Genomic DNA, 13,639 nt, shown 5'->3' on the forward strand with positions numbered 1-13,639 from the left:
GGCCCGGCCTCGACCTCTTTGCCGGCCCCCACCCGTTCCCCGGTTCGCCCTTCTACGCGTCGCCCCCCGCCGCCCCGGGATCGGCAGCCGCCACGTCCAGCAGTTGGTACCGGTCGATCGCCTGCTTGAGGGACGACCGCTCCACCTTCCCCTCCTTCGCCAGCTCCGTCAGAACCCCCAGCACGATCGACTGGGCGTCGATGTGGAAGAACCGCCGGGCCGCGCCCCGCGTGTCCGCGAAGCCGAAGCCGTCCGCGCCCAGGGACTGGTACGTGCCGGGGATCCAGCGGGCGATCTGGTCGGGGACCGAGCGCATCCAGTCGGAGACGGCGACGAACGGGCCCTCGGAGCCGGTGAGTTTGCGGGTGATGTAAGGGACGCGGGCGTCCTCCTCGGGGTGCAGGAGGTTGCGGCGTTCGACGTCGACGGCCTCGCGGCGCAGTTCGTTCCAGGAGGTGGCGGACCAGACGTCGGCGCGGACGTCCCACTCCTCGGCGAGGATGCGCTGCGCTTCGAGAGCCCACGGGACGGCCACGCCGGAGGCGAGGATCTGGGCCGGAGTTGAGCCCGCCGTGCCGGAGGAGACGCGGTGGATGCCCTTGAGGATGCCCTCGACGTCCACGTCGTCGGGCTCGGCCGGGTGCTGGAGGGGCTCGTTGTAGACGGTGAGGTAGTAGAAGACGTCCTCGCTGTCGGGCCCGTACATCCGGCGCAGGCCGTCCTGGACGATGTGGGCGATCTCGTACCCGTACGCGGGGTCGTAGGCGACACACCCGGGGTTCGTAGAGGCGAGCAACTGGGAGTGGCCGTCGGCGTGTTGGAGGCCCTCGCCGGTCAGGGTCGTGCGCCCGGCGGTCGCGCCGAGGACGAATCCGCGCGCGAGTTGGTCCGACATCTGCCAGAACTGGTCGCCGGTGCGCTGGAATCCGAACATCGAGTAGAAGACGTAGACGGGGATGAGCGGTTCGCCGTGGGTGGCGTACGCGGAGCCCGCCGCGATCAGGGACGCCGTGCAGCCCGCCTCGGAGATGCCGTCGTGGAGCATCTGGCCGGTCGGCGACTCCTTGTAGGCGAGCAGGAGTTCACGGTCGACGGACTCGTACTGCTGGCCGAGCGGGTTGTAGATCTTCGCGCTCGGGAAGAAGGAGTCCATGCCGAAGGTGCGGTACTCGTCGGGCGCGATGAGGACGAACCGGCGGCCCAACTCCTTGTCCCGCATGAGGTCCTTGAGCAGCCGGACGAACGCCATGGTGGTGGCGATGGACTGCTGGCCGCTGCCCTTCTTCACGGTCGCGTACGCCTTGTCGTCGGGCAGTGCGAGCGGCTTCGCGCGCACGACGCGCGTCGGGACGTACCCGCCGAGCGAGGTGCGGCGGTCGTGCATGTACTGGATCTCCTCCGAGTCCCGGCCCGGGTGGTAGTACGGCGGCAGGCCGGACTCCAACTGCTGGTCGGAGATGGGGAGATGGAGGCGGTCGCGGAAGCCCTTGAGATCGGCGACCGTCAGCTTCTTCATCTGGTGGGTGGCGTTGCGGCCCTCGAAGTTGGGGCCGAGGGTCCAGCCCTTGACTGTTTTCGCGAGGATGACCGTCGGCTGGCCCGTGTGCTCGACGGCGGCCTTGAACGCGGCGTAGATCTTCCGGTGGTCGTGCCCGCCGCGCCCGAGGTGCAGGATCTGGTCGTCGGTCATGCCCTCGACCATCGCCCGCAGCCGCTGGTCGTCGCCGAAGAAGTGGTCGCGGATGTAGGCGCCGGACTCGGTGGCGTACGTCTGGTACTGGCCGTCCGGCGTCGTGTTCATCCGGTTGACGAGGATGCCGTCGCGGTCCTGCGCGAGCAGCGGGTCCCAACTGCGGTCCCAGATCAGCTTGATGACGTTCCAGCCGGCGCCCCGGAACACGGACTCCAGCTCCTGGATCACCTTGCCGTTGCCGCGTACCGGCCCGTCGAGGCGCTGGAGGTTGCAGTTGACGACGAAGGTCAGGTTGTCGAGGCCCTCGCGGGCGGCGATCGTCAACTGGCCCAGCGACTCCGGCTCGTCCATCTCGCCGTCGCCGAGGAACGCCCACACGTGGGACTTCGAGGTGTCGGCGATCTCGCGGGCGTGCATGTAGCGGTTCATGCGGGCCTGGTAGATCGCGCCGATCGGGCCGAGGCCCATCGAGACGGTCGGGAACTCCCAGAAGTCCGGCATCAGACGGGGGTGCGGGTACGACGAAAGACCGTACGGGGCGCGGGACTTCTCCTGGCGGAACGCGTCGAGATGCTGCTCGGAGAGGCGGTCGAGGAGGAACGCGCGGGCGTAGATGCCGGGGGAGGCGTGGCCCTGGAAGAAGACCTGGTCGCCGCCGTCGCCCTCGTCCTTGCCGCGGAAGAAGTGGTTGAAGCCGACGTCGTACAGGGACGCGGAGGACGCGAACGTCGCGATGTGGCCGCCGACGCCGATGCCGGGGCGCTGGGCGCGCGAGACCATGACGGCCGCGTTCCAGCGGGTCGCGTTGAGGATCTTGCGCTCGATCTCCTCGTTGCCCGGGAAGAACGGCTCGCTCTTGGTGGGGATCGTGTTGACGTAGTCCGTGCTGCGCATCTCGGGGACGGCGACGCGCTTCTCACGGGCCCGCTCGATGAGCCTCAGCATCAGGTAGCGGGCGCGTTCGCGGCCCCGCTCGTCGATGGCGGCGTCGAGGGAGTCGAGCCACTCCCGCGTCTCCTCGGGATCGAAGTCAGGAACCTGACTCGGAAGGCCGCCAATGATGATCGGATTGCGATCGGATCCGGAAGCCACGCTGTTCCTTACGTGTCGGAGGGCCTGCGGGGGCCCTGGGCCTGCTGCCACACCGCTCCCCATCGTGTACCTCGGGGCGTCAAACGTCATCTCTACCGCGAGGTAACCCCTGGGGTGTACACCGGGGTAACGGTCACCTTCTGCGAGTCGGCGATTTCCAAACGCGCAAACAGGGCAGAAAGGTGTGGTGTGTGTCACCTTTGCCGTGGAAAGCATGACGGGAGTTGCGGCGACACGGCCCGGATCGTCACCGTTTAGGCGGTCCGAACCGCCGGGTACTTGCGCGATCCGCCCCGCCCGTGTGGACTACGGCCAACACCACGCGCGTACGCGTGGCCGAGTTGTCATCGAAAGAACATGATCAGGAGGCAGACCGTGAGCGCGACCGCGGACCACGCGGAGACGAGCCTGGCCGTGCGGCTGGGTTTCCAGCCCGCCCAGGTGGTCCAGGAGATCGGCTACGACGAGGACGTAGACCAGGAGCTCCGCGAGGCCATCGAGGAAGCCACCGGCGCCGAATTGGTGGACGAGGACTACGACGACGTCGCTGACGCCGTCGTGCTCTGGTTCCGGGACGACGACGGTGACCTGACGGACTCGCTCGTCGACGCCATCGGGTACCTGGAGGAGGCGGGCACGATCCTGCTCCTCACCCCGAAGACCGGCCGGGACGGCTACATCGAGCCGAGCGACATCAACGACGCCGCGCAGACGGCCGGACTGTCGCAGTCCAAGAGCATCAACGCGGGGAAGGACTGGGTGGCGACGCGCCTCCTCCCCCCGAAGGCCGGCAAGAAGTGAGGCCCTCCACCAGCTGAGGCAAGCGGGTGCGGCCCCCTCCGGGGAGACGCCGCACCCGCATCCGGGCCTCAGGCTTCCCTCCGCCGCCGCCCCTTCGCAGGGCGACCGCGATGATGCCGGGACCCAGCCCCGCTGGATGGCCAGGATGCCGCTGGGGGCAAGATCCGCCGGAGGCGAGGCCCCGCGCGCTGCCGAGACCCCGCAGGGCGATCACGACCCCGCCGAGGGCGGCACCTCGCCGGGCGGCCGGGATGCTGCCGGGGATGAGTCTCGCTGGGTGGCCAGGATGCCGCTGGGGGCAAGATTCGTCGGAGGCGAGGCCCCGCACGCTGCCGAGAACCCCGCAGGGCGATCACGACCCCGCCGAGGGCGGCACCTCGCCGGGCGGCCGGGATGCTGCCGGCGCGAGGCTCCGCCGGGGGCAAGATCTGCCGGAGGCAAGGCTCAGCACTCTGCCGAGGTGCCGCCGGGCCACCGTCACGGTCCTGCCGGACCCCCACAACCCTCTCCGGCCCACGCCGGCCCTCTCCGGCCCACGCCGGCCCACGCCGGCCCGCTCTCCCGCGCGCCCCGGCCCACGGCCCCTCCCGGTCTCCCCGCACCCCTTCCCCGTACGCTGTGATCCCCCGAACAGCCCACCGAAGGGAAAGATCCCGATGGCGATCCAGGTCGGCGAGAAGGCTCCGGACTTCGAGCTCAAGGACAACCACGGCGCGACCGTGACGCTCTCCGAGTTCCGGGGGCGCAAGAACGTCGTGCTGCTCTTCTACCCCTTCGCGTTCACCGGCGTGTGCACCGGCGAACTGTGCGAGGTGCGGGACAACCTGCCGAGGTTCGAGGACCGGGACACCCAGGTGCTCGCGGTGTCCAACGACTCGATCCACACGCTGCGGGTGTTCGGGGAGCAGGAGGGGCTGGAATATCCGCTGCTCAGCGACTTCTGGCCGCACGGCGAGGTCTCGCGCGCGTACGGCGTGTTCGCCGAGGACAAGGGCTGCGCCGTACGCGGCACGTTCGTCATCGACAAGGAGGGCGTCGTCCGCTGGACGGTCGTCAACGCCCTGCCGGACGCCCGGGACCTCGGCGCGTACGTGAAGGCCCTCGACACCCTGTGATTTCTCCGGGTCAGGGCCTGCGGACGCCGGGAACCCGTCACTAGGATCGGAACGTTGATCCGGCATATCCGAAGCACGACGGGGCTCCCCGCCCCAGGAACCCAATGGAGGACTCGTGGGAGTCAGCCTCAGCAAGGGCGGCAATGTCTCGCTGACCAAGGAGGCCCCCGGCCTGACCGCGGTCATCGTCGGTCTGGGGTGGGACGTCCGCACCACCACCGGCACCGACTTCGACCTGGACGCCAGCGCCCTGCTGGTGGACTCGGCCGGCAAGGTCGCCAGCGACGCGAACTTCGTCTTCTTCAACAACCTGAAGAGCCCGGACGGCTCGGTCGAGCACACCGGCGACAACATCACCGGTGAGGGCGAGGGCGACGACGAGCAGATCAAGGTCAACCTCGCGGGCGTCCCCGCCGACGTGGACAAGATCGTCTTCCCGGTCTCGATCTACGACGCCGAGAACCGCCAGCAGTCCTTCGGCCAGGTCCGCAACGCGTTCATCCGCGTCGTGAACCAGGCCGGCGAGGCCGAGCTCGCCCGCTACGACCTCTCCGAGGACGCGTCGACGGAGACGGCGATGGTCTTCGGCGAGCTGTACCGCCACGGCGCGGAGTGGAAGTTCCGCGCGATCGGCCAGGGCTACGCCTCGGGCCTGCGCGGCATCGCCCAGGACTACGGCGTCAACGTCTGACGAACCGCTCCCGCGTTCCCGGCGCCGCTCTCCGTTTACCGGCGGCGCCGGAAGCGCAGGACAACCAGCAGAAGCACCACCAGGGGAGGACAGCAACATGGGCGTCACGCTCGCCAAGGGAGGCAACGTCTCCCTGTCCAAGGCCGCTCCGAACCTCACACAGGTGATGGTCGGGCTCGGCTGGGACGCGCGCTCCACCACCGGAGCCCCCTTCGACCTCGACGCCAGCGCCCTGCTGTGCAACAGCGGCCGGGTCCTGGGCGACGAGTGGTTCGTCTTCTACAACCAGCTGAAGAGCCCGGACGGCTCGGTAGAGCACACCGGCGACAACCTGACCGGCGAGGGCGACGGCGACGACGAGTCGCTGATCGTCGACCTCGTGAAGGTCCCGGCGAACGTGGACAAGATCGTCTTCCCGGTCTCGATCCACCAGGCCGACGAGCGCGGCCAGACCTTCGGCCAGGTCGCGAACGCGTTCATCCGCGTCGTCAACCAGGCCGACGGCCAGGAACTCGCCCGCTACGACCTCTCCGAGGACGCTTCGACCGAGACCGCGATGATCTTCGGTGAGTTGTACCGCTACCAGGGGGAGTGGAAGTTCCGTGCGGTTGGACAGGGGTACGCATCTGGTCTACGGGGCATCGCTCTAGACTTCGGAGTCAACGTTTCGTAAAGCCGAGTACGGCGCGGGGGAGACCCGTACCTACGGATTGGGTAGCCAGTGCTTCTGAAAACCTTTGGCTGGTCCTTCGCGGTCACCGCGATCGGCCTGGCCGTCGGCGTCCTCTACGACGGGTGGACCGGCCTCGGCATCGTGGCGATCCTCTCCATTCTGGAGATCTCCCTGTCCTTCGACAACGCGGTGGTCAACGCCGGGATCCTGAAGAAGATGAACGCCTTCTGGCAGCGCATCTTCCTCACGGTCGGCGTGCTCATCGCGGTGTTCGGCATGCGCCTGGTCTTCCCGGTCGTGATCGTCGCCATCAGCGCCAAGCTGGGCCCGATCGAGGCCGTCGACCTCGCCCTGAACGACAAGACCCGCTACCAGGAGCTGGTCACCGACGCGCACGCGTCGATCGCCGCCTTCGGTGGCATGTTCCTGCTGATGATCTTCCTCGACTTCATCTTCGAGGACCGGGACATCAAGTGGCTCGGCTGGATCGAGCGCCCGCTCGCCAAGCTCGGCAAGGTCGACATGCTGTCGGTCTGCATCGCGCTCGCCGTCCTGCTGACCGCCGCGTTCACGGTCGCCCCCAACGCCCACATCCACGGCGGCGGACACGTCGACAAGACCGAGACGGTCCTGCTCTCCGGCATCCTCGGCCTCATCACCTACCTCGTCGTCGGCGGGCTCTCCGGATACTTCGAGGGCAAGCTCGAAGAGGAGGAGGAGCGCGAGCACGAGGCGGAGGAAGAGGCCAAGCGCAGCGGCAAGCAGAAGCCGGTCATCCTGCTCGCCGGCCGCGCCGCGTTCTTCATGTTCCTCTACCTGGAGGTCCTCGACGCGTCGTTCTCCTTCGACGGCGTGATCGGCGCCTTCGCCATCACCAACGACATCGTCCTGATGGCCGTCGGCCTCGGCGTCGGCGCCATGTACGTCCGGTCGCTGACCGTCTACCTGGTCCGCCAGGGCACCCTCGACGACTACGTCTACCTGGAGCACGGCGCGCACTACGCGATCGGCGCGCTGGCCGTCCTCCTCATGGTCACCATCCAGTACGAGATCAACGAGGTCATCACCGGCCTCATCGGCGTCGTCCTGATCGCCTGGTCCTTCTGGTCCTCCGTCCGCCGCAACCGCGCGCTGGCGGCGGCCGAGGGAAAAGAGGGGTCTGACGACGCGAAGGCGGAGGTCTCCTCCGGCGTCTGACATCCGGACCGGTGTGTGATCACCTTCCGGATGAGGAAAGCTACTTGGCGGGGCGGCTGTTGAACACGGCCGCCCCGCCGGGCATTTCACCGACGCGGGGTTCTACGAGAGGGACATGGGGCGGGAGATGGGCTTCTTCGACGGCCTGCTGGGCAGCCGCGCGGCCGACTTCGACTCGGGCAGCGCCGCGAGCAACGCGATCGAGCTGAGCAAACGGCACCCCCAGGTCTCCCTGACGAAGCAGGGCGCGGCCACCGGCAACCTCCGCGTCAACCTGACCTGGCGCATGCGCACCTCCGACTTCGGCGGCATGCAGCGCGAGAGCCTCCTGCGCCACCCCTTCAAGGCGCTCAAGCCCCCGGAGGTCGTCGGCCACAGCCAGAGCATGGTCAACGTCGACCTGGACCTCGGCTGCCTGTACGAGCTCGCCGACGGCTCCAAGGGCGTCGTACAGCCCCTCGGCGGGCTGCTCGGGGACGTCAACGACCCGCCGTACGTCCAGCTCAGCGGGGACGACCGGTTCGGGTCGGCGTCGGGGGAGACGATGTACGTCAACCTCGACCACCGCGAGCAGATCAAACGGCTGCTGGTGTTCGTCTACATCTACGACCAGACGCCGGCGTTCGACCGTACCCACGCGATGGTCACGCTCTACCCGAGCAACGGGCCCCGCATAGAGGTGGGCCTCGACGAGCGGCACCCCCAGGCGCGGTCCTGCGCGGTCGTGATGATCGAGAACGTCAAGGGGGAGCTGATGGTGCGGCGCGAGGTGCGCTTCGTGTACGGCTTCCAGGCGGAGCTGGACCGGCTGTACGGGTGGGGCCTGCAGTGGGGGCGGGGGTACAAGGCCAAGTCGGAGAAGTAGCCGCCCGCCCCTGGGAGGGTTCCTACCGGCCGATGAACTGCGGCCCCTGCGGCGGCATCGTGAACTCCTGCGGGTAGCCGTACGCCGGTGCCGCCTGGCCGTACGTCGGGAGGGAGGCCGGGTAGCCGTACGCCGGCTGCCGCGGGGGCGTCGTCGTCGGCTGCTCCGGCGGGAGCGGCTGGGAGAAGGTCTGGGGGCTCGCGGGGGGCTCCTCGTGGGGTGGGGTCTCCGGGTGCTCGGGGTTCTCGGCCTCCGACTCGTCCACCGAGATGCCGTAGTTGACGGCGAGGCCCTCCAGGCCGTTCGAGTAGCCCTCGCCGATCGCGCGGAACTTCCAGCCCTCGCCCCGGCGGTACAGCTCGCCGCAGATGAGGGCGGTCTCCTCGCCGGTCTCGGGGCGGACCTCGAAGACGGCGAGCGGGTCGGAGTCGGCGCGGTTCGCGTCGTACAGCAGGATCTGGAGGGAGCGGACGTGGTCGAAGGTGACCCCGTCCGCGGAGGCGACCAGCAGGATCTGGCTGACGACGGACTCGACACCGGCCAGGTCGGTCTGGATGGTGTCCGTGAGCGCGTCGGCGACCCGCTTCTGGCCGAGCCGCCAGACCTTGCCGGAGGGGTGGCGGGGCTGGTTGTAGAAGACGAAGTCCTCGTCGGAGCGCACGCGTCCGTCGGAACCCAGGAGAAGGGCGGAGGCATCGACGTTCGGAACACCCTGCCCGGGGGTCCAGCGCAGCACGGCGCGCACCGTGGTGGCTTCGAGCGGGACGTTCGACCCCTTCAGCATCGCGTGCGTCATGGCGTCATCCTGCCCTCTCGCCGCTGAGCAGGACAACCGAGGCGTGGAGTCCACCGGGAGGTGCCGGGTGGCGTTACCAGAAATTCATTCCCGGCGGGAACTTTTGAACCGATCGGTACGTACTATTACCGGTCACCTTGTTTCACAGAATCCGCCATCCTTACCGTCCGTCACGGGGGTAGACATGCGTCATTTCGGGCACATCGCCCCCGCGGAGAGGCGACGCCTCTTCCACCAGGAACCCTGCGCGTTCGACCCGGACTCCCCGGCCCGCCTCCTGTCCGCCGCCCTCGGCGCCACGCTCTACAGCCCGGCGACCCGCCCCCGCCTCGCGGACGACGTGATCAAGCAGGCCACCCAGGGCGTCGTCTCCATGGTCCTGTGCCTGGAGGACTCCATCGGCGACGAGGACGTCCCCGCCGGCGAGGAGAACCTCGTCCGCCAGTTCGCCGACCTCGCCGGCCGCTCCGCCGATCTGCCCCTCCTGTTCATCCGGGTCCGTACGGCCGACCAGATCCCCGACCTGGTCCGCCGCCTCGGCGACTCCGTCCGGCTGCTGAGCGGGTTCGTGTTCCCCAAGTTCACCGAGGAACGCGGCACGGCCTTCCTGGAGGCCCTCACCGCCGCCGAACTCGCCTGCGGACGCCGCCTGTTCGGGATGCCGGTCCTGGAGACCCCCGAGCTGATGTACCGCGAGACCCGCGTCGAGGCCCTGGAGGGCATCGCCCGCGCCGTCGACAAGTACCGCGACCGCGTCCTCGCGCTGCGCCTCGGCGTCACCGACTTCTGCTCCTCCTACGGCCTGCGCCGCGCCCCCGACATGACCGCGTACGACGTCCAGATCGTCGCCTCCGTCATCGCCGACGTCGTCAACATGCTCGGCCGCGCCGACGGCACCGGCTTCACCGTCACCGGCCCCGTATGGGAGTACTTCCGCGTCCCCCAGCGCATGTTCAAACCCCAGCTGCGCACCAGCCCCTTCCTTGAGGTCGAGGCCGTCGACCTGCGCGAACGCCTCATCGAGCACGCGATGGACGGCCTGCTGCGCGAGATCTCCCTCGACCACGCGAACGGCCTCCTCGGCAAGACCTGCATCCACCCCTCGCACGTCCCCGCCGTCCACGCGCTGTCCGTCGTCAGCCACGAGGAGTACAGCGACGCCGCCGACATCCTGCGCCCCGAGCGCGGCGGCGGGGGCGTCCTGCGCTCGGCGTACACGAACAAGATGAACGAGGTGAAGCCCCACCGCGCCTGGGCCGAGCGCACGATGCTGCGCGCCGAGGTGTTCGGGGTGGCCCACGAGGACGTCGGCTTCGTGGATCTGCTGGCGGCCGGGATACCGGCCTGAGCGCGGGGCTGTGTTGCGGTGCTGTCTTTCGGTGACGTCATGAGGAGCGATGTGAACGACGCGGTCTGGTCCGGCGGTTGGGTGTCCGAACGGCTCGGCGTGGAACTGGCCGGGGACGCGGTCCTGCCGGAGATGCTGGGCCTCGCCCTGCGCCGCAACCCCAAACGCGCGCACCTCCTGGTCTCCAACGTCCTCGGCAAACACGTGCCGCAGCTCCCGTCGGTCGTGTACGGCCACGGGTTCGCCCTCGGCCGCCGGGTCCGCGAACTCCTCGGCACCGACGCCGAGTCGGCCGTCGTCCTGGGGTACGCGGAGACGGCGACGGGGCTCGGCCACTCGGTCGCGGACGGGGTCGGCGACGTGACGTACCTGCACTCGACCCGGCGGCCGGTGGAGGGGGTCGAGCGGGCGGGGGGCTTCGAGGAGGCGCACTCGCACGCGACGTCGCACCTGCTGCTGCCGGAGGACGGGGGGTTGCTGGCGGGGAGCGGGCCGCTGGTGCTGGTCGACGACGAGTTCTCGACGGGCAACACGATCATGAACACGATCCGGGATCTGCATGAGCGGTATCCCCGGGGGCGGTACGTGGTGGTGACGCTGGTGGACATGCGGTCGGAGGCGGATGCGGGGCGGCTGGACCAGTTCGCGGGGGAGATCGACGCGCGGGTGGATCTTGTGGCGGCGGCATCGGGAACGGTGAGCTTGCCGGAGGGGGTGCTCGCCAGGGGGCAGGACCTGGTCGGTCGGTACGAATCGATCGCCGCCGGCACCGATTCCCCAGGGGCGCGGGGAACTGCGCGAACAACCCCCACCGGCCCGCAGTCGACTATCAACCGAATCGACCTGCACTGGCCTGCGGGCCTTCCTGACGGCGGCAGGCACGGCTTCACAGCCCACCACCGAATACGACTGGACGCAGCCCTCCCGGAGATGGCGGCCCGCCTCGCAGAGGCACTCCCTCTCGACGCCCGCCGCGTTCATGTACTCGGCTTCGAAGAGCTGATGTACGCCCCCCTCCGCCTGGCCCACGAACTGGAGCACATAGCCGACGCCGAGGTCCGCTACTCCACGACCACCCGCTCCCCGGTCCTGGCCGTCGACGACCCCGGCTACGCCATCCGCACCCGCCTCACCTTCCCGGCTCACGACAACCCGGCGGACGGCCCGGGTGACAGGTACGTCTACAACATCGCCGGCGCCGACTTCGATGCCGTACTCGTGATCGTCGACTCCACCGCAGACACCCCCCAACTCCACGCCCCCAACGGCCTGTTGGCCCAGCTGGCCGAACACACCCCGCACGTGATCCTCGCCGTGATCCCGTCCTACCTGCCTGGAAGGCCCATGCTGCCAGAGCCCCTCAGAGGCCCCGCCTTCTCCTCGTACGCGCCGGACGAGGTCGGCTGGCTCCTCCAGGACCTCTCGGACGTCACCCTGGAGGCGCCGACGGAGGAACGCGAGGAGGCCGTACAGAGCGGCGGCGCCCACTACGCGGAGTCCCTGCCGATCGAGTACCAGCCGAGCGAGCAGTACCAGGCGTTGTTCCAGACGGCGCTGACGGAATCCGCGGAGCGCCTCGCGCAGGCGGTCGGCGTCGTCACGGAGACGGTCCTCGCCGAGAGGACCCCGCGCCCTGTCCTCGTCTCGCTGGCCCGCGCCGGCACCCCCGTCGGTGTCCTCATGCGCCGCTGGGCCCAGCACCGGCACGGTCTCGACCTCCCGCACTACGCCGTGTCGATCGTGCGGGGCCGGGGCATCGACGCGAACGCGCTGCGCTGGCTGGCCGCACACCACGACCCCGCCGACGTCGTGTTCGTCGACGGGTGGACCGGCAAGGGGGCGATCACGCGGGAACTCGCCGCCGCGATCGAGGAGTTCGAGGCGGCGGGGGGTGCCGCCGGGTTCGATCCGGAGATCGCCGTACTCGCCGACCCCGGTTCCTGCGTCCGGACGTACGGCACGCGGGAGGACTTCCTCATCCCGTCCGCGTGCCTCAACTCCACGGTGTCCGGGCTGATTTCGCGAACTGTGCTGCGGGCGGACCTGGTCGGTCCGGACGACTTCCACGGGGGCAAGTTCTACCGGGAGCTGGCCGGGGCGGACGTCTCCGTCGCCTTCCTGGACGCCGTCTCCGCGCGCTTTCCCGGTGTGGGGGAGTCCGTCGACGCGGCCGTCAAGGAGCTGCTCGCCAGTGACCGTACGCCGACCTGGGAAGGGTGGGCCGCCGTCGAGCGGATCAGTGAGGAGTACGGCATCCATGACGTCAACCTCGTGAAGCCCGGGGTGGGGGAGACGACGCGGGTGCTGTTGCGGCGGGTGCCGTGGAAGATCCTCGCGCGTGCCGGTGCCGGGGACGATCTGCGGCATGTCCGGCTCCTCGCCGAGCAGCGCGGTGTGCCCGTCGAGGAGGTCGCCGAACTCCCCTACACCTGCGTCGGTTTGATCCATCCCCAGTACACGCGCGGTGCCACCGGCGCCGACGGGAAGGCTGTGACCGTCTGATGCCGGTACTCGTCGCCAGCGACCTCGACCGTACGCTCATCTACTCCCCGTCCGCCCTCGCCCTCACGATGCCGGACGCGCGGGCGCCGCGCCTGCTGTGCGTCGAGGTCCATGAGGCGCGTCCGCTGTCCTTCATGACGGAGACGGCCTCGCAGTTGCTCGCCGAGCTGGGGGACACGGCGATCTTCGTCCCTACGACGACCCGGACGCGCAAGCAGTACCTGCGCATCAACCTCCCTGGCCCCGCGCCCAAGTTCGCGATCTGCGCCAACGGGGGCCACATCCTGGTCGACGGCGTCAGCGACGCCGACTGGCAGGCGACGGTGATGTCCCGGCTCGCCTCGGAGTGCGCGCCGCACGAGGAGATCCAGGCCCACCTCGCGACGAACGCGGACCCCGTGTGGCTGCGCAAGCAGCGCGTCGCCGAGGACCTGTTCTCGTACCTGGTCGTGGAACGCGAGCTGCTCCCCGAGGAGTGGGTGAAGGAACTCGCCGCCTGGGCGGAGGCGTTGGGCTGGGGAGTCTCGCTCCAGGGCCGCAAGATCTACGTGGTCCCCAAGCCCCTGACGAAAAGCGCGGCGGTCCACGAGGTGCTCCGCCGCACAGGCGCCGGCCTGAGCCTCGGCGCCGGCGATTCCCTCCTCGACGCGGACCTGCTCCAGGCCGTCGACCGAGCCTGGCGCCCCGGCCACGGGGAGCTGGCCGACACGGGCTGGACCGTCCCGGGGGTGACCGCCCTGCCGGAACGGGGCGTACTGGCCGGCGAACGAATCCTGCGGGAGTTCTTGAAGGCGGCGCGGGCGGGGGTGTGAGGGAGGCAGGGCGGCTGCGGGTGGTCGGTGGCTGGTCGCACTCGGCCTCCCCAC

Annotated in this window: 11 protein-coding genes; 9 read left to right on the forward strand and 2 right to left on the reverse strand. The window is 69.5% G+C overall.

Going from position 1 to position 13,639, the window contains the following annotated elements; all coding sequences use genetic code 11:
• Positions 1-52: 52 nt before the first annotated feature.
• Complete coding sequence (aceE, locus tag ACLZOT_RS28070; protein ID WP_416971874.1) at positions 53-2,785, reverse strand: pyruvate dehydrogenase (acetyl-transferring), homodimeric type; 2,733 nt, start codon at positions 2,783-2,785, stop codon at positions 53-55.
• 375 nt (positions 2,786-3,160) lie between these two features.
• Here aceE and ACLZOT_RS28075 point away from each other — a divergent pair, with 375 nt between their 5' ends.
• The 6 genes from ACLZOT_RS28075 (at position 3,161) to ACLZOT_RS28100 (ending at position 8,127) form a co-directional block, all read left to right on the forward strand.
• Positions 3,161-3,586, forward strand: a complete 426-nt coding sequence (locus ACLZOT_RS28075) for a DUF3052 domain-containing protein (RefSeq protein WP_416971875.1) — start codon at positions 3,161-3,163, stop codon at positions 3,584-3,586.
• A gap of 656 nt (positions 3,587-4,242) precedes the next feature.
• A complete protein-coding gene (locus ACLZOT_RS28080; protein WP_416971876.1) occupies positions 4,243-4,701 on the forward strand; it encodes a peroxiredoxin in 459 nt (152 codons plus the stop codon).
• 115 nt (positions 4,702-4,816) lie between these two features.
• On the forward strand, positions 4,817-5,392 hold the full coding sequence (locus ACLZOT_RS28085; protein WP_416971877.1) for a TerD family protein: 576 nt from the start codon (positions 4,817-4,819) through the stop codon (positions 5,390-5,392).
• Between the two features lie 97 nt (positions 5,393-5,489).
• Positions 5,490-6,065 carry a TerD family protein gene (locus ACLZOT_RS28090; protein WP_416971878.1) on the forward strand — a complete coding sequence of 192 codons (576 nt, stop codon included), beginning with the start codon at positions 5,490-5,492 and terminating at the stop codon, positions 6,063-6,065.
• 48 nt (positions 6,066-6,113) lie between these two features.
• On the forward strand, positions 6,114-7,262 hold the full coding sequence (locus ACLZOT_RS28095; protein ID WP_416971879.1) for a DUF475 domain-containing protein: 1,149 nt from the start codon (positions 6,114-6,116) through the stop codon (positions 7,260-7,262).
• A 127-nt stretch (positions 7,263-7,389) separates the two neighbouring features.
• The gene (locus ACLZOT_RS28100; protein WP_416971920.1) at positions 7,390-8,127 is read left to right on the forward strand and encodes a TerD family protein; all 738 of its coding nucleotides are present in this window, start codon (positions 7,390-7,392) and stop codon (positions 8,125-8,127) included.
• A 22-nt stretch (positions 8,128-8,149) separates the two neighbouring features.
• On the opposite strand, the gene ACLZOT_RS28105 is transcribed toward ACLZOT_RS28100, so the two are convergent.
• Positions 8,150-8,923: a TerD family protein gene (locus tag ACLZOT_RS28105; RefSeq protein ID WP_416971880.1), complete on the reverse strand. Its 774-nt coding sequence runs from the start codon at positions 8,921-8,923 to the stop codon at positions 8,150-8,152.
• Between the two features lie 184 nt (positions 8,924-9,107).
• On the opposite strand from ACLZOT_RS28105, the gene ACLZOT_RS28110 reads away from it, so the two are divergent.
• From ACLZOT_RS28110 to ACLZOT_RS28120, 3 genes are read left to right on the forward strand one after another with little or no spacing between them, the layout of a single operon-like run.
• Entirely contained in the window at positions 9,108-10,271 is a 1,164-nt protein-coding gene (locus ACLZOT_RS28110) for an HpcH/HpaI aldolase/citrate lyase family protein (protein WP_416971881.1), read from the forward strand.
• 39 nt (positions 10,272-10,310) lie between these two features.
• Positions 10,311-12,773 (forward strand): phosphoribosyltransferase, encoded by a 2,463-nt coding sequence (locus ACLZOT_RS28115; RefSeq protein ID WP_416971882.1) that lies wholly within the window; start codon positions 10,311-10,313, stop codon positions 12,771-12,773.
• Positions 12,773-13,585, forward strand: coding sequence for an HAD family hydrolase (locus tag ACLZOT_RS28120; RefSeq protein ID WP_416971883.1), 813 nt, complete (start codon positions 12,773-12,775; stop codon positions 13,583-13,585). The genes ACLZOT_RS28115 and ACLZOT_RS28120 overlap by 1 nt, the downstream gene beginning before the upstream one ends.
• Positions 13,586-13,639 lie beyond the last annotated feature (54 nt).

This window comes from Streptomyces sp. 4F14 (genome assembly GCF_048159485.1).
GTDB lineage: Bacteria > Actinomycetota > Actinomycetes > Streptomycetales > Streptomycetaceae > Streptomyces.